Source organism: Cryobacterium glucosi, from assembly GCF_004402235.1.
Lineage (GTDB): Bacteria > Actinomycetota > Actinomycetes > Actinomycetales > Microbacteriaceae > Cryobacterium > Cryobacterium glucosi.
In genome coordinates this window covers 1-24307 of the sequence record NZ_SOFS01000027.1, presented here as the reverse complement: position 1 = coordinate 24307, position 24307 = coordinate 1, and the positions used below count along the sequence as shown (strand labels likewise).

The window sequence follows — 24307 nt, the reverse complement described above, 5'->3', positions numbered from 1 at the left end:
CGATCAGAGCACCCGCCCCGTCGTGCCCACCGGGCGTGGGTCTCGAACACCCCGCCAGAAGCCGGTGCTGGTAGCGACCGGGCCTGGGCAGGTGTGGTCCTGGGACATCTAATGCCGACGTCGGTATTAGATGTCCGCCACCCAGAGACAGTCCGGTGCTGGCGCGGTGAAGTGCCGCTTCACGAGGTCCTCGGGGCGTTCCGCGAGGGGGCCGGGAATCGTGGTCCGGGGGCTCTTCGAGCGTCGCACCCCGCGTAGGCCCTCGCGGCGCATCAGGCGTTCGACGGTGCAGCGGGCCACCGGGTGCCCGTCGCGGCGGAGTTGCACGCGTGCACCTTCCGAGCCCCGTAAACACCGAAGTTGTCCTTGTGCACGGCATGGATCCGGGCCGCGGTCACCGCGTCGGACACGGACCGTTTCGAGGGCGGCCGGAACTTCGCCGCGTAGTAGCTTGACGGGGCGACCTGCAACTCCCGGCAGATCGGCTCGACCCCGAACTCGCTCTTCTTCTCGTCGATGAACATGACTACCTGATCGAGGGGCGGTCGAGCTCCGCCGCGAAGAAAGCCGACGCACTCCGCAAGATCGCGTTCGCCCGCCGCAACTCTCGGTTCTCTCGCTCGAGCTCCAGCAGCCGGGCCGCCGTGTCCGTCATCACGCCCGGCCGGGTGCCCGTGTCGATCTCGGCCTGCGCCACCCATTTCCGCAGCGTGTCCGCCGACAAGCCCAGCTGCTGACCGACCCGGGCGCACGCGCCCCGTCGTCCGCCGGCCTCGCTCTGAGATGCGAGCACCAGACGCACAGCCCGCTCCTTAAACTCCTCCGGGTACTTCTTATTCACCATGATTCTCAACCTTTCAGGGGATCAAGAACTTCCATTAAACCTGGATCCACCGATCGGTTTGGGGCTTGGGTCGGATTCTGATTTGACCCGGGTCAGGGTTGTCGGGCGCGGTTGAGTGCGGGGCCTCGCTGCCCGTGGTGTTCCACTCGTGGTCCTGATCGCTTGGGTCGGGGGTTTTGTCGTCAGCTGGGAGCGGGTCGGGGTCGCTCGGTGCTGTGGCGGAACAGGGCGGTCCACGCGGTTTCCCATGGCCAGTGCTCCGGCAGGTGAAGCATGATGCGTCTGGCGGATGATGCGATCCTGGCTGGGACGGTGACGAGTTTTCGGCGGATGGTGGCCGTGGTCGCTTTGGCCAGCCCTGCGCCGGCGATGGTCGCCGCGGCGCGGGTGAGGTTGAAGGCCATCACGGCCAGGCGGCGTTCGCGGTGAACACGCCAGAGGGCAGGTGTGCGAGGGCGCTGTTCTTCAGGTCCGCGTTGACGAGCTCGATCACCGCGTGAGCGCGATGGGTTTTGTCCGCGGCGACCGTGGGTAGGTCGCTGGTGGTGAAGAACGTGTGGAAGCGGTGCGTATCAAAGAGGGTGGGGTGCTCGAGGTCTTTCTTGTTCAGTTCCGGGATTCGCCGCACGACGAGGCGGCCAGTGATGTGCTCGCTCTTCTTCCGGGACGTGAACGCGGTGAACGGTATCTCGGCGACTTCGGCCGCGCTGATCCAGGCTTTCGTGGCCTCGTCGTAGATAGCGTCGGTGTATTCGATGGCCTCCCAAGCGGTATCGGGAATGGACGTGATCGCGCGTTTCACGGCCGGATCCATCCGGGCCGTGACTGACACGGCCGCGCCCGCAGTGATCGCCGCGCTCATCGTGGCGTAACCGTAGAACGCGGAATCGGCCTGGAGCAACACTCGGGCGGAGGCCAGGCCATTGAGACGTTTGATGGTCGCGAGGGCGTCGCGAACCATCCGAGCCGCTCCGCGCGGCGACCCGCACGCGCCCCGCCGTAACCGCTGCCCGACAATGATCGGCGCGGACGCATCCGTCTTCACCGTCGCGAGGAAAGCATTGATCCCGCGAACCCCGGAGTATCCGTAACCGGAGCCTTGTTTTTGATGACCGTGTACTTCGATGATGGTGTCATCAATATCGAGGAACACGTAGCCGGCGGCGTCGGCCTCCTTCACAAGGAGCGGGGCTTGGATGGCGAGGCCCTGGAGGAACCGGGACGCGACCGCATCAAACTGACGCACATGGCCGAAAGAGAACGATCGAAGGAACGACCCCAGGGTCGAGGGTGCGTAACAGGAGCCAAAGACCTTCCGCATGCCGCCGTGACGCAGCACCGCCATGTCATCGATGGAATCAGCGCCGGCGACCATGCCGCCCACGAGGGAGGCGACCTTCAACCCGGCGTTGGCGCCCTTGTCCATCGGAACGCTCAACCACTGGTCGGCCAGACGGTGCAGGCCCGCTTCCTCGGCGAGTGCCAGGACCGGGACCAGACCCGCAGCCGACACGAGATTCGGGTCATCAAATGACGCGGAGACAGCCCGCACGCTGTGGGAAACTTGCATCTACGAGATGCCTTTCTTCTCGGGACGATTTGCACTGTCGTAAGTACAATTTTCCCTGACAAGCCAGGCATTCTCGGTTTAACGCGCCGTTAGATCCCCACCCCGATCGGTGGATCGAGGCTAAACCCGGGGCGCGACATTGCAGGGGTGCCTGGGGAACACCGGCTTGCTCTCCGAACAGCACAAATACTGCGGCGCCCGCCGCTACGAGGGCCTGAGTCCTCAGCCCAGCCGTTCGTGAGCGAAATTGACGTTCGAGACCGATCATCAGGCCACACCCGGTGGCTAGAAGCAGGCGAAGCGCGAATTCAAAATCCGTTGGGTTCACAGCCACTCACTCTTCTTTGTATGTTTTTTAGAATGTGACGGTGGGCAGTGTTTGTCTGATGGGGTGGTCTTGGGGGGCTTCGGATTCGATGTAATTGCAGATCGCGACTATTGCTTTGTCTTGTTGTGTGAGGTGGCGCTGAAGTCTGCGGCATTCATGGACGACTGCTTCTGCGTCAAGGTAAGTCTGCTCGGCGCGTTGGGTACCGGCCCGGCCGAGTACATCTTGCCCGACCATGATGACGAACATGAACACCAGTTGGAGGAGGCTGGAAATAAAGAGGAGAAACGCGAATGGGTAGGGGTCGAAGGTGATGATTCCGGTCAAGGCCAATCCGATCCACCCAAACTGGAAAAACACAGCAAAATAGAAAGCCCACATTGTGCTGACGGCCCTTGTACTTGCGGCAGCGATACGACCATTGAGTCCCACATATTGCTCCCCGACCGTAGTCGGTTTTATCGTCTCCCGTTCCTTCACCCGCGGGTGCGCACTCGATTTGACCAGCTCGACGCCCTTGTTGAGGATGCGGTCTTGTTTCACCAGGTGGGAATGCAGTGTGAGGACCTCGCTGAGAATCGTTTCAGCGTCTCTGAAGGTGCGTTCGGAACGATGATCAGAACTGCGGCCGAGTACACCCTGGCCTACGAGGATCACGAACACGAGTACCAGCTGCACCAAGTTGCCCAGGAACAGTAGGAAAGGGAACGGGTAAGGGTCAGTCTTATGTAACGGTCCGACGCTGGCCAGGACAATCCAGACGAAGACGAAAACGATAGTGATGTAAACGGACCACATGGATCCGACCTTGCTGGTGAGAAAAAGTCCAAGTCGAGCATTTAGGCCAAGATGTGCATCCTCACTGGCCGCAGCAGCGTCAGTGGGCGCCGTTCTCTTGGAAGGTCTCAATTCGCGGGTGTGGTCCATGACGCTCATGATAAGCGACGTGTAGATCCTCACAGACCTGGGTTCCCAGTGTTGGGGCGGCAGCTTGACTGGCGCTTGGGCTGGTCGCTCCCCACGGCCTAATTCCGCTGTCCGAAATCTCCACGGCAGCTCACTCTCGGTCACCATTACGAATTCGGTGAGAAAAGAACCGGAGAGAAGAAAACACTTCACAGCCGGTGTCGCCGAATCGCCTCTACGTAGCGCGGAACTGAGATCGTGTCAGCGGAGATCCGAGCCCATTTCCTCCGCCGCTATCTCAGTGAAATCGTAACGCTGCTCTGGATTCGACGATCCTTCACTGGGAGGAGCCGCTGTTCGAAAAGACGGCACGATCTCACACGGCGCCAGGGGTGAGGGAGGCGTGGGTTTGGGGTTCGCGGCGTTGCCAGTCCTGGGGCAGGGCGGCTTCGAGGGCGTCGTCGACGGTGATGATGCCGAGGATGTGGCCGCTTTCGTCGAGGACCGGGAGGGTGAGGAGGTTGAAGTCAGCCATGCGGGTGGTGACGTCGATGATGTCATCTTGTGGTGCGGCGTGAACGGGATCAGGGTCAGCGACTTCGCGGAGGGGACGGTGCGGGTCTGTTTGGAGGGCGCGGATGATACTGATCGCACCACGGAGTGTTCCGTCGTCGGCGGTGCTGTAAATGGTGGTGAGGGCTTCCGGTTGTTGAGTTGTCGAGGTGCGAATGAGATCAAGGGCGTCTTGGATGGTCGCGTGCTCCGCCAGAGCGAGGTATTCCACACCCATGAGGCCCCCTGCCGTTGCAGTGTGGTAGCCCAGCAGGGCCAGAACTTTGGTGTGTTGGGGTTCAGGGAGCAGAGCGAGGACTTCCCGGCGTCGTGCCTGGGGGAGGTCAGTGATGGCGTCGGCCGCGTCATCTGCCCGCATCCGGGTCAGAACAGAAGCGACGTCAGCAGTACTTCGGGATTTGAGGAGATGGGTGAGGCTGTCTTCGTCGAGTTCTTCAAAGACGTCTGCTTCGAATTCCGGGTCGTTGTGGACTTGAGTGAGGAGTTCGCTTTGCTCTTTAGCGTCTGCCGTTTCGATGAGGTCTGCAATTTGGGCTGCTTTGAGACGGCGTAATTTCCCAAACGGGGCGCGAACGAGGACCGAGGGTTCGTGGCCGATGAGGGCTTCAAAGGATTTCCAGTCCCGTGCCGGGTCGGTGGAGATGGTCTTCCGGGTGGACCACCAGTGGGTTTGGTGCACGTTCAATCCTGTGACAGCCCACGTGGCGGTGTCGGAGCTGAGGTAAATGTCGTGAGCACGGACGAGGGATGCCATGTGCACGTCGATGAGGCGGTGGCCCAGGACGTCAGCGTTGAGTAGGACCTCGCCCGGGCGGCGCTGGAATGCCCGCACGTTCAAGCGGGCTGTGGTGAGCTCGACTCGATTGGGTTCCAGGGCTGCGACGTCGGCGATCGGGACGTAGATGGTTTCGGAACCCACTTTGACCACGAGCGCGGTCACGAGGGGGTAGTCATCTCCCCTGAGGCGCACAATGACGTCAGCGAGTTTGCCAAGTTGTTTTCCTTGGCTGTCGACCACGGCATGGCGCAGGAGTTGGGAAAGACGCAGAGCAGATTTAGTTGTTGTTGGAACGGGAGAGTTAGACACAGTGGCTTCTTTCACGAACAAGGCTAGGTAGAGGTGGCGCGTTGTCGGGGCGGTATTGAGAATATGGTGCTCGCGGCTAGTGGCCCAGTGCGAGCTGGACGACGCGGACCACGACGAGGACCATAGCGAGGATCAGGTAGGCGCGCAGCACGCCCAATCCGATGGTCCGACCGGTGGAGAGCTCCGGGCGGGCGAGGAGGGTGAGGGGTGGCATCCGCCAACGGAGACGTTGACTGTGTTCCATCGGGAGCACCGCATCACCGGCCGGGCGTCGCCGGCGAAGGACCAGGGCAGTCGCTCCGACAAGAATTCCCAAGACACTGCCCCCGCCGAGGATGGACAAGATTGTCTCTCCCGTGATGTCTGGGAAGAGAACGCTGGCTGTGAGGATGATGGAAAGCATGACCAGCACGGCGACGACAACAGACGTGAACAGGTTCAACCATTTGCCGTTGACCCAGGGGCCCAGCACGTCTTTGTCGTTGCAGAGCAACAAGAGGAAGACCGTGGCTGAAGGTAGCAGCACCCCGGCGAGAGTCTGTACTCCCACGGTCAAGAGTCCCAGCGGCGCACCGGGAATCAGAACAATCGTGGCTGCCAGGCCGAGGAGTGCGGCGAATACGGCGTAGAAGCCTTTCGCTTCCCACGGTTTGCGGTGCAGGGAGTGCTTCAACCCCAACACGTCGCCCAACGCGTATGAAGTCGACAAACCTACTGCGGCCGCACCAATAATGGACGCGTCGATCAACGCGATCGCGAACATCACTCCCACGCCAGGTCCGACAAACTTGCCGAGGCCTTCTGCGACCCCGAGTGCGTCAGTGAAGTTGCCGAATTCGGGCCGGCCGGTGAAGGTGGCGGACGTGAAGCCGATGATGGCGGCCGCACCGACGATGACCATCAAGATCCCGATCCACAAGTCGACCTTTTCGTAATTCATGAACCGGGGCGTGATGCGCTTGTCAATTACATAGGACTGTTGGAAGAACAACTGCCACGGGGCGACGGTCGTGCCGACGATCCCGATGATGAGCAGCATCACCGTGGAAAGTTGGGACCCGGGTGGCATCCCGGGGAGCACAAAATTGGTCGCCATCTCGCCCAGATTCGGGCCCGACAGAAAGAAAATGGGGACCAACAAGAGGGACCCGGCAACAAGAACCATGCTGACGCGTTCGAACCGTTTAAAAGACCCGGTGCTGACGGCGCCGAGCACGAGCACGGCTGCAACAATTACGCCGGGAATTTGCGGGATGCCCAGATACTGCAAGCCCAAACTGATACCGATGAATTCGGTCACGATGGTGAGCGCGTTCAGGATGAACAGGTCAATGACGCTGAAGGCTCCCCAGAACTTTCCAAAACGTTCCAAGATGAGCCGGGCATGGCCCACCCCCGTGACCACCCCCAACCGCAACACCATTTCCTGGTTCACGTAGAGGACGGGTACCAGCAGCAGCAACGTCCACAGCAATGTGGTCCCATAATTTTGGCCAGCTTGCGTGTAGGTCCCAAACGCGCCAGCGTCGTTGTCGCCGACCATCACAATCAGTCCAGGACCCAGAATAGCCAAAAGGGTACGCAGTTTTGCCCGCACGCCCCGCCGCGGCGCATCATCGCCGAGTCGAATCGTGCCCATGGCCCCTTCGATATCGCCCACGTGCGCGGAATCCAGGACCGCTGACACGGGCCCGGTCGGAGGAACGAGGTTTGACGTTGTATCCATGGTGAACTTTCTGCAGGAAATGAAAAGACAGGATCCGGGAGCCGATCAAACGCGGCCCGACGAGGGCCGGCGATGTCGGGAGCACCGTGGAAACCACAGGGCCGGGCGAGAAAATATGACCTGGCCGGGCTGCGATCACCGGGGCACGCCACCAGACAGGCGTGTGCAGGCAGACTGCTACCTGGTGTGCGTGGTCGGCAGGAGGTAGGGTCTATGGCTCTCGCTCATTGACGTGCTCCCTCCGCTTTGCTCAGCGCACACGAAGAGTCCGACCAGACCGGCCGAGGTAACCTCTCCTCGTAAGACCTTTGGCACTTTGCGGCGTTAACCCGGAAACCGGGAGCCAATCGGGGCAATCCCTTGTTCCGGGAAAACCTGTCCTGACCCGGGGCGTCTCTGGACGTTGGGGGTCGCTGGCTTATATCCACAAAGGAGCCTCAGCTAACGAACGGCGCCCTGCAAAGATGACTGTACGCGGAGACCCCAACAGAAGCAATCGCGGCTGTCAATGTTCCACAAGCGTTCACCTTGCCGCGACGCTAAACGGCCAGCCGTATGGCGTCGCGGCAACATGGATAGCTTTACCTTGCTAGCGCGCGGCGTCCTAAAGTGCTCAACTCGACTAGATCCCCCCGGTCCAACCCTTCATTGGACCCGGAAAGACCAGAACGCCAAGGGCGAGGACCTAAGTCGAGACCAAGTCTTGAGGAAGCAGAGGACAGGGATGCACTCGTTCGGATCCCTCATCCTGCTGCCACTGACCGCGAACCAGGTCGCAGCCGGTTCCCGGTCTGATCCCGGGCGTGACCTTCCTCTCCGCACGATGACGGACCCGACGTTCACCGCCCAGGCGCGTCTGGCCGCTCACCGACTAAATCTCTTCCGGATCGCACCAGACATGGTCCTCACGCCCTGCGAACCGCGCTGTATCCCGCTCACTCAAGCGGTACTGACGGAACTGCGTCACCTACCGCGCGTTGTCCGCTCCGACCGTCGACTGGACGTTGAAGAGCCCTGGGATCGTCCCCAAAGCGCACGGCGCCAAGACCCCTCACTCCGGCCCGGCTGGTTGTCGCGAACCGAGTCGTCCCCCGAAGCTGGCAACACCGGTGACGCAACTTCGACCTCGTTCAGCCCGCCGAGCAGGCTCGAACTATCAGCAGACATTGACACCAAGAACGTCGTATCCACTTCGATGCGGTCGTTCGTCACAGATTTGCTCATGCCGCTGCTCTCCGACCGGCAAACCATACTTCTCATTGCAGATCCGCACGTTATTACTCAACTACGGATCATTCTCAACAACAGCCATGCTCGGCAGACCCGTGACGCTGAACTCCCGACCGGGCAACTCCTCCGATACGACTTCGACCGCAACCTGCACCCCCTCAACCCCTTGGGAAGCTCCCTCTAACCTGCGATCTCCAGTTCTCCACGCTGGTTGCCGCCGCTCCAGCACGACGCTGCCCAGCGTGCCCGCGATGCTAACACCGAGCAAACTGGCAGCTGAGGTACTGTCGACCGGTTCCCGCGCCGATATCCAAGTGGTGCTTTCCCACGAGTGGTGATGAATGCGCAGAAGTCGCTGGTCTGGGTTGCATTCGAGGACCCGAGGACCCGAGGACCCGAGGACCCGAGGGACAAAAGCGTCGAGTTGCGGATATCGACGCCGGGACAAGGCCAACAGGGATGCGGGAGGTATCCGTGTTCCGGGGACTTTCTGCCCACGAAGCAATCCCTCTCCCCTGCTCCCGCCGGAAAATAGGCTTTCGCGTCAGACAGGTACCGTATCCGCGTGTCTCAAAGCGCTACTTCCGTTATGACCCAGCGTGGATTTCCGGGAGGGGTCGAGCGCCCTAGTTTCCTTTGCTGCAGGTTTGTTGAGCTGCTGTTTGTCCCGTCACGGTCGTCGGGAGGACGGCGCCCCCGGGGCCGGGCGTGGCCGCCTGTACAGGGGTGGGTGTGGTGGCCGGTCCAGTCTTGCCCGGCACAGGAGTCGAGAGGGAAGTTGGCGTGGGATTCGGGGCCGCGGGCGCAGATTTGTCGAGAACGGCTGCCCGACCGGGGGCACCGCTGAGCTGAATGGGCTGGTCAGCGACGAGAGCTGCGTTCACGACAGCAGCACCCTCCTTCTGCGGGATGACGCGGTTCACGTCCTGCGGGTCGGCCACAGCGGGGTACTGAAGGAAGACCATGTTCGCCAAGCCGGTGTCTTTGAGCGCGAGCGCAATTTGAACCTGAGTCGTGGGATTGGTCAAGGTGTCAGAGAGGACCATGTTGTCTGTCGCCGCCTTGGCCAGGGAGTACAGCATGACAGGGTTACCGAGGACGCCGCCCGTTTCGACTTTCCGGGCCAACGCGGCCATGAACACTTGCTGGTTGCTGATGCGGCCCAGGTCGCTGCCGTCACCGACACCGTGTCTGCTCCGCAGGAACGACAAGGCCATGTCACCGACGATGCTCTGCTGTCCGGCCGCCAAATGCAAGGGCGGATTCGTGTAGAGGTCGTCGATCGGGGAGGCCACACACACGGTGACGCCGCCGATGGCGTTGGACATCACCGTGACCCCGTCGAAACTGATCTGGGCGGCGAAAGGAATCTGAACGCCGGTCAGTTTTTCGATCGTGAGCACCACGCAGGAAAGCCCTCCGCGGGCGAGCGTCGCGTTCAACATCACCCGACTGGACGCCGACGCCGTCGACCCATCAGATTGCGGACACGCAGGAACAGGGATCATGAGATCCCTAGGGAAACTGATCACACTCACGTTCTGATGGTTTTTCGAAATGTGTAATAACAGGGTGACATCGTTATTGCCCGCACCGGAACTTCCCGCCAAACCTGCGCCCGTCGCAAAAGCCCCACCCTGCCCGGACCGGGTATCCGTTCCCGTCAGGAGTAGATCGACCCCGCCGGAAATGGCTGCGACGTCTACCGCAAGCGCAGCAGTGCTCCCGGGTGTGTCCGCGAGGTGGGCGAGATGCACGCCCGGTTTCACGCTGCGGGCAACATCCCACGTGGCAACAGCTGCAATAGTCCCCCCACTGACCAGGAGAACGCTCACAGAGAACACGAGCGCGACCCTCACGGTTTGCCACGGGCTACGCCGCTGCAACCGTCCGTGGCGAATAGGGGCACCCAAGGAATGCGCTCGCGTCCGAAGCGGTAGCGGCGGCTTTTCCGTCACGTTGACCCCGGCTTTCTCCTGCAGATCGGCGGCTACCCCGTCAAAAACAACACGCTTGCTCCGCACCTTATACAACGCGAGTAGGCAACTGCTGGGAACCCACCGAGCGGTTCGTGGCTCTGTCAGCAGCCGGAGCGCGGGGAATCGAGAGTGCAGCTGGGACCAGGCTGCGTTCGGGCTCGGTGCGGGAGTGTCCTTCGGGCCTTTCCCGGGTCGAGGGCCTTATATAGGGACGTGCTTCATTGTTACCTACGCGACTGCCTGCTGTCCTATCGGAAGCACCGTCATGTCCACTGACCGTCCCGCTGACCGCCCCCGTCGTAGGCGCCGTCGGCAGGTGATAACACGTTGGTTCGTGATTGTTGTGGTCGTCGCCCTGCTCGCGGGAAGCAGTTATGCGATCTATAACTATCAACGATTCGCTGCTGGGATCACGCATATTGATGCGATCTCCTCGGCGAATGCTCCGAGCCGGGACCTGGATGGCCAAGATCAGAACATCCTCCTCGTGGGTGATGATCACCGCCCCGCCAACGCCACCGCAGCCCAACTTGCCCAGCTGGGCACTGAGCAAGACGGGGGCGGGACGAGCACGGACACGATGATAGTCCTCCACCTCCCCGCTAACGGCGACTCACCGACACTGATCTCCTTCCCCCGCGACTCCTGGGTCGATATCCCCGGTTTCGGCAAGAACAAGCTCAATGCTGCGTTCGCCTTCGGCAGCGAGAACGATGCGGGCGACGTGGGCGGCGCGCAGCTACTCACGAGCGTGATTCAAAACATGACAGGGCTAACCATCGACCATTTCGTTCGGGTCTCCATGATGGGTTTCTATAACATCGCTCAGGCCCTCGGGCCCATCCAGGTCTGCCTGAACGCCGCAGTGAACGACCCATATTCCACCATCAACTTGCCCGCTGGCATTTCCACCTTGAATGCCCAGCAAGCGCTCGCATTCGTCCGTCAACGGCACGGCCTGCCCCAAGGCGATCTGGACCGTGAGGTGCGCCAGAGGTATTTCCTTTCCATGGAGGCACGCCAACTGCTCTCAGCCGGTACGCTACTTGACCCCGTCAAACTCCCCCAAGTCCTTGATGCGGTCAGTGCGTCACTGCAAACAGATCCCGGCCTGAATCTGCTCGATTTGGCCACCCGATTCGGCGGCCTGAACCCGAGCAACATCACCTCCACCACCATCCCAGTCTCCGGAACACCGACAATCACCGTTAACGGCGCGGACGTGTCCGTAGTGCAAGTAGACCAGGCCGCAATGCCGGCCTTCATTTCCGGCATCATCGGGACGGCCACCGCCTATACGACAGCAACCGCGTCACCGGTATCCGACGTTACGGTCACTGTTCTCAATGGCGGCTCAACAAACGGCGCGGCCGCCACAAACACTGCCACCCTCAAATCCCTCGGATTCGCAACCGGCGTGCCAAGTTCAACGTCCGCACGCCCAAACACCACCATCGAATACCCGCCAGGGAAAGAGGGCGACGCCAAGGCACTCGCCGCATTCATTCCCGGTGCCGACCCGGTCAGCACCGGCACTGGCACCGATATCACTCTCGTCCTCGGAACCGACGGCAAGCAGGTCACCGTGCCAACCGCAGCTCCAGCAGCTCCAGCAGCGCCTCCAGCCCCAGCCGCGTCACCCAGCGCAGGGGAACAACACTTCGCGGGCAACGCATGCATTGACTAACCCCTGTCCACCCCCGACCTCGCGAACTGCTGTGAGGAGGCCCACCGAACTTCTACACTCCACAAGACCTAATACGCTGAGGGAAACCCGATGTCAACAATGTGGACGGCCGTGACTCTCCAGACGAACGATGCTTGGGGCCAAACTTTTGTGGTCATGGTCAAACGTGACCAACACGGCCACGTTCCAACTGTCCTCGTCAACCCAATCGACACCGCCGGCCGCAGACTGCCAGGTATTTGGCTGAGCGAGGCTTCTCACCACACTGTCTACCGGCGCCTGTCAGAGAACCCCTCGCTCTAGGAGTGCGGTTCACTTTTTCGTTCAGTGCTCCCCTGCCGCTATCCCCCTCATGGTCGACGCCGCCACCACGCCTGCCGTGACCGTGACCGGGTCTCCTTCATGGCCGCATTTGGCACGGCGGCGCCCAACCGAATCGTGAGGGAAATCTGCTGTACGGACGACCGCCGCGGGGTGTCAGTGAGTGAAGCCGGGTTGCTGCCCTTCGACCGGCATCGGCCCCTCGAGCCTGTCGAGGTACGCCGTCTCCTGCTCGATGACTGTGAGCAGGCGCGCGGCCAGGTCCATGCTGAGCCCGTTGCGCACAACGATCCGTTGCACCGTCATCTCCGACAGGTCGTCGGGCATCTGGTACGCGGGGACGAGCCAACCATGGGAACGCAGCCGGTCCGACAGGTGGAACAGGTTCCAATTCCGGGTGTGGCCGGGCGTGAGCCGCCACGCGAACACCGGGATATCTGAACCGTCATTCCACAGGGTGAAGGCGCCGATCTTCCCGATGCCGCGCGCAAGGAATCGTGCAACGTCCTGGGACACCTGCTGCACGGCACGGTATCCCTCGAACCCGAGCCGGAGGAAGAGGTAGTACTGCAGGAGGACCTGCGCGCCAGGTCGGGAGAAGTTGAGGGCGAACGTGGGCATGCTTCCGCCGAGGTAACTGACATGGAAGATCAGCTCCTCCGGCAGCAGGTCCTTCGAACGCCAGACGATCCAGCCCAGGCCCGGGTACACGAGACCGTACTTGTGCGCGGACGTGTTGATCGAGTGCACCCGTTCCAACCGGAAGTCCCACTCCAGCTCCGGCTGCAGGAAGGGCGCGATCATGCCCCCGGATGCCGCGTCGACATGGATAGGAATGTCCAGGCCGGTACGTTCCTGGATCTCATCGAGGGCCGCGGCGATGGCCGCGACCGGCTCGTAGGCGCCGGTGTACGTCACCCCCATGATCGCGACGACGCCGATCGTGTTCTCATCGACATAGCTCGCGAGATTGTGGCCGTCGAGGCTCGGATGCTCCTCGCTGAGGGGCACGAAGCGCGCCTCGACGTCCCAGTAGTTGCAGAACTTCTCCCAACACACCTGCACCGCGGAACTCATCACGAGGTTCGGCTGCCCGTTCGGCTTCCCGGCCGCCCGCCTGGCCTGCTGCCAACGTCGCTTCAGGGCCAGTCCACCGAGCATGCACGCCTCCGAGGACCCGACCGTCGACGTGCCGATCGTGTCCAGCGGCTCGGGCGCGTGCCAGAGGCCCGCGATCATCCGCCAGCAGTACTCCTCGATCGCGGCGGTCTGGGGGTATTCGTCCTTGTCGACGATGTTCTTGTCGAAGGCCTCCGTGTAGAGCCGGCGGGCGTGATCGTCCATCCAGGTGCCGACAAAGGTCGCGAGGTTCAGCCGGGCATTGCCGTCGAGCATGATCTCGTCGTGGATGATCTGGTACGCCGTCTCCGCCTCCATCGGCTCCGTGCCGAGCACATAACGTGGGGCAACAGCGTCCTCACCCGGGCGCGCGAAAAGCGGGTTGATCTCTAAGAACTCCGGATTGAACTCTGGGTTGGCCTGCATGGGGTCCATGCTGCCGTATCGGGCCGGGAATCGACCACAAACCGCCGGTGCCCGCAGCCCGGTCGGGGTGGCGTATGCAGTCGAGCTGCTCTACGGCGCCGACGGGGTGGTGTTGGAGGTGATGTCAAAAATGCTCGCCCTAGTCGAAGATTTTTCGTCGAGCTCGCGGGATGAAACACCGAAGATGAATGCGCGATGACCACCTACCGCCCTCTAACCCGCCACCGCGTCTCGACCCGCATCGCCGCCCTGCTCGTGGTGCTGCCGCGTTCGAGGACGAACAGGGCTTCACGCACCCCAGCCGCTGGGCCTTCTATCTATTTCCGGAGGTTCACAGAGAGGGGCGGTCCGTGGAAACTCTGGAGTGGGCGCCGGCCACGTCGACTTGGTGCTCACCGATGGTTGCCGACACGTCGCACGATACCGGCTGCGGCACACATAACGCTCTCCACGCACCCTAGGATTCAGGGATTAGTTGATGCGGCGCTTGGAAGACCGCTTCGCACGCTAACCGTTCAGCGGATCGATAGCGGTCCCAGCTGCCGTGAGCCTGTTTTGGATGTAGAAGGATTCGTGAAGTTGGGAAAATTGAGCGCACGCGGTCCGGCTTTGGTTGTGGGTCCCATGATTGCGGCCATGGGTGTCGTCTTCGGCGATATTGGCACCAGCCCGCTTTACGCAGCGACGACGACGTTTGACGCCGGTCGTTCCGATATCAGCGGACCGTCGGCCGAATATGTGTACGGGTCGACGGCGACCATCCTCTATGCGCTCACTTTGGTTGTCACGATCCTCTACGTGCGTTTCCTGATCCGGGCTGACAACCGAGGCGAAGGTGGGCTTCTCGCACTATTCGGGCTTCTCCGCCGGAGCGGTCTGAAAGCTCGAACCCTCACGACCTTCACTATTGTTGCCATGCTGGGTGCCGCAATGTTTTTAGGCGATAGCGTGATCACCCCCGCGATCTCGGTTCTGTCCGCCGTAGAAGGTCTAGAAGTGATCCAGCCGACCCTGTCCGCCCTTGTGGTGCCGATCGCAGTCGTGATCTTGCTGGGTGTTTTTGCGATACAAAGATTTGGCACCCGAACAATCGGGCGGCTCTTCGGCCCGATAATGTTGCTCTGGTTTCTTGTCCTCGCAGTGACGGGTGGCGCGTCGATCCTGGAGGACCCCGCGGTCCTTCAAGCGCTCTCACCGCACTGGGTTGTACTTTTCTTCATCGACCAGCCCGCGACGGCTTTCTTCGCCCTCGGCGCGATCGTTCTGGCCGTGACGGGAGCCGAAGCCCTCTACGCCGACCTCGGCCATTTCGGCCGACAAGCGATCACGCGCGCATGGATGTGGGTCGTCTTTCCCGCCCTGGTCCTCAACTATCTTGGGCAGGCGTCCTTGGCTCTGCGCCACCCGCAGGAGGCAACCGCATCCTTCTTCGGCCTCGTGCCCGCGTGGGGTCAACTCCCCATGGTCATCCTCGCCACGGCCGCCACGATCATCGCTTCCCAGTCTGTGATCTCAGGGACATACTCCGTCATCCATCAAGCGTGGCGTCTGGGGCTCTTCCCTCCACTTCGAGTAATTCACACATCGGAAAAGAACGAGGGCCAGATCTACGTTCCAGCCATCAACGTCCTACTTGCACTTGCTGTGCTCGCCGTGACAATTGGCTTCCGAGGATCCGCCGCGTTAGCCTCCGCATACGGCATCGCCGTCACCACCACCATCTCCATCACCACCATCGTCTACCTGGCCTGGAGTTGGGCACACTCCAGACGCCTCACGCCAAGAATTATCGCCGCAGGCGCAATCCTCCTGGTGACTCTCGCGTTCCTCGTGGCGAACCTCCCCAAGGCGACCTCGGGAGGGTGGCTCCCACTCGCAATCGGCGCAATCATATTCACAGTGATGGGCTCATGGTGGATAGGACAGCAACGCATCCGCGCCGCACGACGCATCGGCGAGCTCCCCCTCAGCGACCTGGAGTCATTTCTCACACTCGCCAAAGGGGACCTGTTCCGGGTTCCCGGAGACGCAGTGTTCATTACCCGGAATCCAAATATTGTGCCCGTTGCCCTGCGCACAATGGTCACTCAAAATCATGCCCTCCAGAAACGCTCCATCCTCTTGAGCTGGTCAACGGTCGACGTCCCCTCCACCGTCGGGATGAAACAACGAATCAACGTCGAAACGTTCCCCTCCGGAATCGTTCGCGTCGTCGCAAAAGTCGGATTCCTTGAGCAACCTCGGATGACAGAACTGCTGACCGAAGCTCACACCGTCGACAAGACAGCGCTAGTAAATTTCGCTTCCTCACGCGCAACATTCTTCATCTCCACCCCAGTACCCCGCTACAACCGGCGGAGCAAAATGTTTCGCTGGGCCCAAGTCCTCTTCCTAGCCCTCGACAGGCTCGCACCCGACCCCGTCGACGTCATCGAGCTTCCCCGAGACAGAACCATCGTCCTCGCCCGCGAAGCACTACTCTAAACTTCGGACCAACTCAAAGAAACGGTTGACGATCCCACAACCCCAGGCTGCTAACACTTGCTGAAATTCACGGCCACATCGTTGGGTCAGAGGGCGGGCAAAGAGCGATCGTCAAGGAAGATCGTCAACGGTGACCCTTTGGCCGAAGAAGAACGAAAAGGGTTGAGGGAGGCTCGCACGCATCTGGGCTCAGAAGGCCGTCAGGCAACGGCTGTCTAGTTCTGAGTTTTCGAGACGGAGCTCGCGCGGGAATCAAGCCCCGGGACGGGGGCCCTGACCGGTATGGAGCAGAACACGAAACCGGGACCCGAGCGCCTTTCTGGCAACACTGGTGATGGTTCGTTCCTTCTCCAGACGTTTTGTCTCGAGCGAGTACGTGGTGCGCTGAAGCAGATGGTTAGTGGGCGAGTCCGGAAACGAGGTTGATCGTTGTCGCTAGGACAACGACTCCCAAGACGTAAGAAAGCAACGAATGGCGCAGCGCGGTGATGCGGATATCGTGATTTTGCAGATTGGTGTCCGAAACTTGGAACGTGGCCCCGATCGTCACGGCCAGGTAAGCGAAGTCGGAGTACCGGGGCGGCTCGCGTTGATTGAAGACAATGCCCCCGGTTTCGTTGCTGTAGTACAGGTGCGCGTATCGCAAGGTGAACACGGTGGTGACCATCAGCCAGGACGCCGCGATCGTTGACAACGCCAAGGCGACGAGTCCGGCTTTGGCCAGTCCTTCCACGGTGCCAGCCTCAATGAGGATGAGCGCAATGGCCCAGAAACTGGCGATACTTGCGCACAGAATGAGTACCTCGGCGGCGAACCGGGATGGATCTTCTCGAGTGGCATATCGTGCGGTCTCAGAATGATCCAGTCGACCTACCGCTATCCACGTCCAGGACAGGAAGACGACCGCCGCCCCAACCCAACCGATAGCCGGCGCGAATGCCCATTTCACAATCAGACCAGAGGCGACGCCAACGAGCACGCCAACGATGAAAGCCACGCTCGCCCTCGTGCCAGCATGAAAAATTGTTGATCGAAAGTCCTGCACCTGCTCCATCCCCAGATCCTCGCACAAAGCGCACGATTTAGAACCAACTGCCGGTGTGTTGTCGATGTCCCCTACTGGGTCTTTGTCGCTAGCCTCCCTACGTCAGGGTGAGTTGAGGCCAGTAGCTCAGAGCAAGTCCGCCGTTTGACGTAGGGCGAGAATCAGGAAGTTCCGATGGGGTCCATGCTGTTCACGAGCATGGCGGCGCTCGGACAGATGGAACACGAAATCAAGCGAGAGCGAGTGCTTGACTCGATCGCTAAACGGCGCGCGGCCGGCAAGGATCTGGGCGGTCGCCCGCGGATCATCACCGACAGCCCGGTCGGCAACGCCCGCCGACTTATGGAAGGTGGAGAGCCAGCAGCTCAGGTCGCGCTCGACCTCGGAATGTCGCGAGCTACCTTCTACGGCCGAGCGCGCGCCTTGGGACTACTGCCAGATCAATCTGATGGCCAGATTCTGACACGCGACGCCGCCAAATTTAACTGATCGCAGGGCAACAATGAATTACACCCAGCGGGACGTGCCACCTGGTGTAAAGCGCAACCGTAGGACGGGCCACATCCGGGCACGGTTCAGTCAGAGTAGTCTGCAAAGCTCGCCAACGCCCTATCGAAGCTGCAATAAGTACGCCATTCCGGAAAACGTCCGGGACGGATCACACTGAATGCTTCACCACACTGGCAAACGAGGCCCCAGAATGCCGCGGGGCTCTGCTCTTCGAACGAACGCCCACTGACCCGCCATTCGGTGGCCGAGACCTGTACAACTTTCAGATCCTCGAATCCGCCGGATTCCACACTGTGTTGCATAATGCGTCCTCCACGCTGAGTCCACTAATACGCTCTCAGTATCCGCCCAGCCGCCGCGAAACGCGAGCTATCGTCATGGCTCCCGAACCAATCCGAGCCCGCGGGCCTCTGCATATTCCTCCGCCGCGAGACGATGACATCAGCGTCGTCCGATCTCACGTCCCCTGAACTGTCTTCCGGGATGGTGGGGGTCAAATTGGGCCGAAGTACGGGCGCCGGCGTGATTCGCAAGCCGCTCGTCACGCCAGAGGACACTCAGCGCGTGCTGTTGCGAAGAAACGGCGGCCAGACGAGGGTTCCGTTACGGATGAGATCTGCGTCTGTGGCCACTCGGGCGTGAAGCGCCACTGTTTTATGCCCGCGTGCGCATCGACGTATTCGCCCGCTCGTCGACGAGGGTGTGCAGGCCGGTTCCTGCTACCAAAACCATTGAGTCCAAGCTTCAGCTGTCGCTTCGGCTGGTTAGTTTCCGATGAGGGTGTACCAGATGCCATATGCGCCCGCGACGCACATGATTGCAGTGGCGGTCCATCCCATGGTTGCGGCGAGCTTACCGTTTCGGTATTTGCCCATGATGGTTCTGTCGCGGGAGATGAGCATCATCACGATCAGGAACGGGCCGGCGGCGATGCCGTTCACGATCGCGGACAGCACGAGTAGCCCGATGGGGTCGGTGGAGACGATAGCGAGGATGGTGCCGGCGATAATACCAACGCCGAGGAGGGCGTAGAACAGGGGCGCTCTCCGGGGGGACCGGTCCAGACCCCAGTTCTTGTTCAAAAGCCCTGCCATCCCCGCAGCACCGGATGCGGCGAGCACGGGCACCGCGAGTACCCCAGAGCCGATGAAACCCAGAGCGAAGAGGATACCGGCGTAATTGCCGGCAATTGGTTCGAGTGCTTGGGCTGCCTCGGCTGCGCTGGTGACGGGGCTGTTGTGTGCGCCGAGGGTGGCTGCGGAGGAGGCAATGATGGCGAACATGATCAGCACACTAAACGCCATCCCGGTGAACACGTCCACTCGTCCATTGCGTAGCCGTCGGACCGCTTCCGGCCTTGGCCTCTCGTCCAGAGCCGGCGCGTGATCGCCGCCACGCTTTTCGGCGCGGAGTTCCTCGATGCGTTGCGCGGACTGCCAGAAGAACATGTACGGCGAGATGGTGGTACCCAAGACCCCCACGATCAAACCGAAGTACGCCGGAGAGAACTGGACCTGCCCGCCGATGAGGCCACGGGCAACGTCGGCCCAATCCACGTTGGAAACGAAGAGGACTCCGACGTAGACCAGAAGAACCATGCACAACCATTTGAAGATCCGGCCGATCATCGCGAAGGACCCCGCCGTCACTGCCACCACAATGGCAATACCGGCGATCGCGGACCACAGAAACGCAGGTCCCGCGTGCAGCAGGTTCATGCCCTGACCGATCGCATTCAGGTCCGCGGCCAGGTTCAGACAATTCGCAATGATCAGCAAGGCCACAAGAATCCCGATCGCAACCCGGAATCCGCGGCTAAAGCGTCGACGAATCAGCGCGCCAAGGCTCTGCCCGGTGGCTAGGGCCATCCGGTCACAAATCTCCTGCACAGCCATCATCAACGGAAGCGTTAAAGGGACCGTCCACAACATGCTGTTGCCATACGTCGCGCCGGCCTGAGAATACGTCGCGATCCCTGACGGGTCATCATCGGCGGCACCCGTAACCAAACCCGGACCAAGGAGACCGAAAAAACGCGAAACCGGGTTTCTCTTTCCATTTCCCTGACCGGTCCGTTCCGAGGCAATGTCCGCGCCCGGCAGGACACTTTCAGGCAATTCCTCGACCGTCATAGCGTTCCTCACGTCAGCGATTAAATCCGGGCAGCGCCGGCGTGGCCAAGGCATGCCATGGTTACAGTACCTTGCCAGTGAGTCCGGCCACCTTCGTCGGTGTACATTTCGGAATGCAGGCGCGCCGCGGAGAGTGTCGCTGTCCGGTCAGCGTGGGACCGCGGAGGAGATGCAATCGACTGACGGCCCAGATGATTGCGGCCAAGACAACCGTGGCCAAAGCGATGGCCAAAGCCTGGAGCGCGACGATGCGTTCCGCGGAGTGAGATGTGGTTCACTCGGCTTATGTCGGATCCGGGCAAGCGGGAGCCTCTAGAGTCGCATCCTGATGAGCCCCATCAGGGTGGGGGCCTGTCGACCCGGCTGAACTGGTTGCGCGCGGGAGTGCTGGGGGCCAATGACGGCATCGTGTCAGTGGCGGCGATTGTGGTCGGGGTAGCTGGTGCAACCCACGTGGTGGGACCTACTCTGACTGCTGGCGTTGCGGCGCTCATGGGCGGCGCGGTTTCAATGGCTTTGGGCGAATATGTGTCTGTAAGCAGCCAGCGTGACAGTGAACGGGCGTTGATTGCGACGGAGAAACGCGAACTCGCTGAAACGCCGGAGCAAGAACTGGAGGAACTCGCAGGCATGCACCAAGCGCGGGGCTTGTCCCCTGAAACTGCGCGACAAGTGGCGGGAGAGTTGACCGAACATGATGCCTTGGCGGCGCATCTCGCGATTGAGCTAAACATCGACGAGAACGATGTTGCAAGCCCGTGGAACGCCGCATTGGCGTCGGCTGTCTCGTTCATTTGTGGTGGGATCATTCCCCTGGCAGCGATCTTGCTCCCACCTGACGCATGAAGGGTGCCGGTCACATTCCTGGCCGTGCTCCTCGTTCTCGCCATTTCAGGGGCACTTGCAGGTCATCTGGGAGGCAGCTCCCGAGGACGGGCCACGTTCAGGATGGTCCTAGGCGGAGCGCTGGCACTGTTGTCCACGTTCGTAATCGGCTTGCTCTTGGGCTCCTCGGGTACCACATAGCCGCCCACCCCTCATACGTCGCCGCGCTCAGACATGGCAAGGACCGGACCCACCAAACACCCTCCCACGGACGACGCGGAACTCTCGCCGCACAACCTCATCCGTGACCGCGGTGAGGACGGGACTCACGACATTTCCGTTGCACATCCCGGACAACAAAATTGCGTGGCTCAAAATCGGAGATGCTTTCCACTGTTTTCAGAACGAGCACGGGATACCGGGCTACGATTTTCGTCATGGACGCAAGAGCGGGACGGTTCACGAAGAAAGCCTGGTTCGGGCCCAAGAAATACGTTGGTTGGGGATGGCGGATACTCAGCTGGAAAGGAGCCGTCGCGTCTGCAGCCTTCGTAGCCCTAATTGTGGTCTCCGGGATTGCTTTCAGAGGCTCTGTGGCAGGGGCGCTCATCGTCGTCGGGTTGATCGGCGCATTCTTGGTAGTCGCCTGGCTAACCGGCACTCCGCCGGGCGGTCCATCATCTGATCAGTCCTCAACGCCCGCGCCACCCACCAACGGCTAAGCCATAGCCCCCTGGTGGGACGACTCAACGATGAGGCGTTTGCGGCTCTATCCGCCGACGGGTGCCTATACCCACATGGAGCCAGGAACTTTCTTCGCCAAGTACATAGCGGTGTCGGCGTCATCGAGCAATGCGGCTGGGTCTGTTGTGGCAGAATCCGTCACGGCGAATCCAATGCTCACGTGCACAGGCATGAACCAGCCCTGGACGTCCCATGGCTTGGTGGTCGCGGCCACGACCCGAGCCGCCAACTGTTCGGCATCACCGACACCGCCGAAGTTTTCGCAGAGGATCACGAACTCATCCCCACCAAAGCGCGCCACCGTATCGGTGGGGCGCAACACGCTGGCCAGTCTCCTCCCCAGCTCGATAAGGACCTCGTCGCCCCCACCGTGCCCAAGAGTGTCGTTGATGATCTTGAAGTCGTCGATGTCGAGGTACATCACGCAGACCATTCCGCCGTTGCGCTCAAGTCTGACAAACGTGCGCGTTTCCACGCTGCGTTTTCCCCGCCCGCCGGGACGTCTGACTACCCCTACGACCGTGTCTCGGTGAACATCTAACCCGGCACAATACTAAACGACCTCATCCATCGCCACCCTCCACCATTAAGCACCACCATCACAGGTGTTTGCCGGAGGAGGGTCGTCAGTCAAGGACTCTGAAGTTCGCGCTCAAGGCAGCACGACCGGGTGCCCACAACCCTCCACGCCACACTGTTTTCCGAGCTCACGGGCACCAAGGCCCATCGACGCCCAGCCCGGCAAACACGCCACCAGAATCCATCCCGAAGACGGTCAATACAAGAGGTGACCACCTCCCGATTCTCATCCGCCCAGGTGCGGCCGCGCAGCAGCCCCATGCTTACTATTTTCGATCGGCGTTAACAATCGAGCGTGTTCGTGCATCCGAGTGTACAAAACGGCAGGTCGACGCCGGCGCGTCGACCTGGTTCTCGTCGATCAATTCCTGCCCGTGACGATGAGAGTCATGTGGGAAGATGGCACAAAAAAACGAAGCGGAGCAGGTGTGAGCACTGGAATTGTGGTCATTGACATTCAGAACGACTACTTCCCCGGGGGTGCATATCCCCTCACCGGGAGTGAGTCCGCCGCGGTCATCGCCCGGGGCGTCCTCGACACGGCCCGTGCCATCGGAACCCCCATCATCCACTTCCAGCACCTCGCTACCGAACCGGATGCGACGTTCTTCGTCCTCGGGACCGCAGGCGCCGAGATCTACCCACTCGTGGCGCCGGTAGCGACCGAACACCACTTGACCAAGGGCTCCCCGAACGCCTTCATCGGCACCGGCCTCGAACAGCTGCTCCGGGACGAGGACATCGAACACCTCGTCATCATGGGCATGATGAGCAGCATGTGCATCGACGCCACCGCCAGGGCCGCGCTCGACCTCGGCTTCCTCGTTACGGTCGTGCATGACGCGTGCGCCGCACCCGACTTCGAGTTCGAAGGCACCGAGGTTCCGGGGGCCTTCGTCCAGGCCGCCTTCATGGCCGCGCTCCGCGATGCGGGTGCCGACCTGCTCGCCGCCGCCGACCTCCACCTCGACCAGATCCCGGCTCACTAGCGGCATCGGCCCGGCCGGGTCGACAACGCGACACGACTCAGAGGAAAGCCCACCGCACGCAAGGTACAACTAGCAGGCAGATCCTGCGAGCGTATGTCTTGAACGACCTGGGCCATCCGCCGTACCGAACGCCTCACCGACGTCGGCGCCGTCGCCACGGTCGGGTCCAAAGGTGATCGTTATGACAACGCGGAGGCCGAAACCTTCAACTCACTCTTCAAGGCCGAACTAATCCGCAACCGCGACCACCCTGGCGCGGCATCAACGACCTCGAGTTCGCCATTGCCATCGCCGAGCACAGCGACTGATTCAACCACCGGCGCCTCCACGGCAAGATCGGCATAATCCCCATATTGAATCCGAATGAGCTTCCCTTTTCTCCAATCCGCCAAACCCACCGCGCCAGAGGCGCACGAAGAGCCCCAACCCGTGACACCCAAACCGTTGAACTGAACGGCGGCCGGCCGTCCACGAGGCCACTTCAACCCAAACCGAAGAACGACCTCCGGCATTGGAACCCTCGAGCTCTGGCCGTTGTAGACGGGCACCCGAATCGGCTGTCCAGAAAACGATCAGACGGGCGCACTATCGTCGCGGGCAGATTGAAGAGAGGAAGCATCATGATCGCCGGCCGATTGCAGACCCGCACCTCTGAGGACATCGAGGTCCGCGCTTTACCTGGTTGTCAGTGGAGAGTCATCGACCGCCGCATTGCCAGAAACAATGCTCTCAGCCTGGTTGGCTTCATCAACAAGAACCACGGCCACTATGAGGTCATGGAATTCCTCGACCCGGTTGAGCGCACTATCTTCCCGAGTCGGGAGGGAGCGATATCATCTTTCGTGAACTCGCCATCCACCATCATTGACCGCAGCCTGTCAGAGAAAACAAACAGAACACTCATCTAGGGCGTGTCTCCTAACGGCTTGAGCCAGATTGTGATGGCCCGGAAGATGACTCCGCCCCGGTAGTTGACGGTCAGCTTGCCTTACCCGTCGAGCTCCATGCCGGCCGGCATCTGTCCCTCGCCTGCCGACCCGGCTCAACGTATACGCCGGGCGTTCCTCGAACCGCTCGTCTGGCATCGTCCCCTATGTACCCGGCCATGACGTTGGTGACACTTTCGGGCTTGTGAAGAAGGAGGACCTCCGGGCTTAGTGGAGGTATCTGAAATCTTCACAAGTCACGGAGGTCCTCATGGGT

The 24307-nt window shown here is 61.2% G+C and carries 16 protein-coding genes, 4 pseudogenes, 1 riboswitch and 1 other annotated feature; of the genes and pseudogenes, 7 read left to right on the top strand and 13 right to left on the bottom strand.

What is annotated here, in order from left to right; all coding sequences use genetic code 11:
- Positions 1–126 precede the first annotated feature (126 nt).
- The 9 genes and pseudogenes from E3O46_RS19035 to E3O46_RS12940 form a co-directional block, all read right to left on the bottom strand.
- Positions 127–300, bottom strand: a complete 174-nt coding sequence (locus E3O46_RS19035) for a hypothetical protein (RefSeq protein ID WP_166787406.1) — start codon at positions 298–300, stop codon at positions 127–129.
- Positions 273–524: a hypothetical protein gene (locus tag E3O46_RS18310; protein ID WP_166787407.1), complete on the bottom strand. Its 252-nt coding sequence runs from the start codon at positions 522–524 to the stop codon at positions 273–275. The genes E3O46_RS19035 and E3O46_RS18310 overlap by 28 nt, the downstream gene beginning before the upstream one ends.
- Positions 456–569, bottom strand: a sequence feature (AL1L pseudoknot). It overlaps the preceding gene by 69 nt.
- Complete coding sequence (locus tag E3O46_RS12970) at positions 527–844, bottom strand: transposase (RefSeq protein WP_134449727.1); 318 nt, start codon at positions 842–844, stop codon at positions 527–529. Its footprint overlaps the feature before it by 43 nt.
- Positions 845–1026: 182 nt before the next feature.
- A pseudogene (locus tag E3O46_RS12965) lies at positions 1027–2414 on the bottom strand (IS1380 family transposase).
- A complete protein-coding gene (locus tag E3O46_RS12960) occupies positions 2371–2682 on the bottom strand; it encodes an MgtC/SapB family protein (protein ID WP_241985139.1) in 312 nt (103 codons plus the stop codon). The pseudogene E3O46_RS12965 and the gene E3O46_RS12960 overlap by 44 nt, the downstream one beginning before the upstream one ends.
- An 87-nt stretch (positions 2683–2769) precedes the next feature.
- On the bottom strand, positions 2770–3669 hold the full coding sequence (locus tag E3O46_RS12955; RefSeq protein ID WP_134449728.1) for a DUF1003 domain-containing protein: 900 nt from the start codon (positions 3667–3669) through the stop codon (positions 2770–2772).
- Between the two features lie 355 nt (positions 3670–4024).
- Positions 4025–5323, bottom strand: a complete 1299-nt coding sequence (locus E3O46_RS12950; protein ID WP_241985136.1) for a magnesium transporter MgtE N-terminal domain-containing protein — start codon at positions 5321–5323, stop codon at positions 4025–4027.
- A gap of 61 nt (positions 5324–5384) precedes the next feature.
- Complete coding sequence (locus tag E3O46_RS12945; protein ID WP_241985137.1) at positions 5385–6968, bottom strand: Nramp family divalent metal transporter; 1584 nt, start codon at positions 6966–6968, stop codon at positions 5385–5387.
- 352 nt (positions 6969–7320) lie between these two features.
- A riboswitch (M-box (ykoK) riboswitch) is annotated at positions 7321–7490 on the bottom strand.
- A gap of 1400 nt (positions 7491–8890) precedes the next feature.
- On the bottom strand, positions 8891–10021 hold the full coding sequence (locus E3O46_RS12940; protein WP_255454138.1) for an LCP family protein: 1131 nt from the start codon (positions 10019–10021) through the stop codon (positions 8891–8893).
- Between the two features lie 556 nt (positions 10022–10577).
- Between E3O46_RS12940 and E3O46_RS12935 the strand changes: the two genes are divergently transcribed.
- Positions 10578–11930 carry an LCP family protein gene (locus tag E3O46_RS12935; RefSeq protein ID WP_241985138.1) on the top strand — a complete coding sequence of 451 codons (1353 nt, stop codon included), beginning with the start codon at positions 10578–10580 and terminating at the stop codon, positions 11928–11930.
- 477 nt (positions 11931–12407) lie between these two features.
- Here the strand turns inward: E3O46_RS12935 and gad are convergent, their stop codons facing one another.
- Entirely contained in the window at positions 12408–13796 is a 1389-nt protein-coding gene (gene gad / locus E3O46_RS12930) for a glutamate decarboxylase (RefSeq protein ID WP_134449731.1), read from the bottom strand.
- A gap of 573 nt (positions 13797–14369) precedes the next feature.
- Here gad and E3O46_RS12925 point away from each other — a divergent pair.
- Positions 14370–16280 (top strand): KUP/HAK/KT family potassium transporter, encoded by a 1911-nt coding sequence (locus E3O46_RS12925; protein WP_166787408.1) that lies wholly within the window; start codon positions 14370–14372, stop codon positions 16278–16280.
- Between the two features lie 397 nt (positions 16281–16677).
- Here the strand turns inward: E3O46_RS12925 and E3O46_RS12920 are convergent, their stop codons facing one another.
- Positions 16678–17334 carry a DUF1345 domain-containing protein gene (locus E3O46_RS12920; protein ID WP_134449733.1) on the bottom strand — a complete coding sequence of 219 codons (657 nt, stop codon included), beginning with the start codon at positions 17332–17334 and terminating at the stop codon, positions 16678–16680.
- Positions 17335–17496: 162 nt separating this feature from the next.
- On the opposite strand from E3O46_RS12920, the pseudogene E3O46_RS12915 reads away from it, so the two are divergent.
- Positions 17497–17814 (top strand): annotated as a pseudogene (locus tag E3O46_RS12915) (helix-turn-helix domain-containing protein); the annotation flags it as partial.
- Positions 17815–18599: 785 nt separating this feature from the next.
- On the opposite strand, the gene E3O46_RS12910 reads toward E3O46_RS12915, so the two are convergent.
- Positions 18600–19967 (bottom strand): Nramp family divalent metal transporter, encoded by a 1368-nt coding sequence (locus tag E3O46_RS12910; protein ID WP_166791075.1) that lies wholly within the window; start codon positions 19965–19967, stop codon positions 18600–18602.
- 285 nt (positions 19968–20252) lie between these two features.
- Between E3O46_RS12910 and E3O46_RS12905 the strand changes: the two are divergent.
- Positions 20253–20993: pseudogene (locus E3O46_RS12905) on the top strand (VIT1/CCC1 transporter family protein).
- 586 nt (positions 20994–21579) lie between these two features.
- Here E3O46_RS12905 and E3O46_RS12900 read toward each other — a convergent pair.
- Complete coding sequence (locus E3O46_RS12900) at positions 21580–22011, bottom strand: diguanylate cyclase domain-containing protein (RefSeq protein WP_134449736.1); 432 nt, start codon at positions 22009–22011, stop codon at positions 21580–21582.
- A 532-nt stretch (positions 22012–22543) separates the two neighbouring features.
- Here E3O46_RS12900 and E3O46_RS12895 point away from each other — a divergent pair.
- The 3 genes and pseudogenes from E3O46_RS12895 (at position 22544) to E3O46_RS12890 (ending at position 24012) form a co-directional block, all read left to right on the top strand.
- Positions 22544–23104: a cysteine hydrolase family protein gene (locus E3O46_RS12895; protein WP_198413479.1), complete on the top strand. Its 561-nt coding sequence runs from the start codon at positions 22544–22546 to the stop codon at positions 23102–23104.
- 111 nt (positions 23105–23215) lie between these two features.
- Positions 23216–23338 (top strand): annotated as a pseudogene (locus E3O46_RS19030) (IS3 family transposase); the annotation flags it as partial.
- Positions 23339–23724: 386 nt separating this feature from the next.
- A complete protein-coding gene (locus E3O46_RS12890; protein ID WP_134449738.1) occupies positions 23725–24012 on the top strand; it encodes a hypothetical protein in 288 nt (95 codons plus the stop codon).
- The last annotated feature ends 295 nt before the right edge of the window (positions 24013–24307 follow it).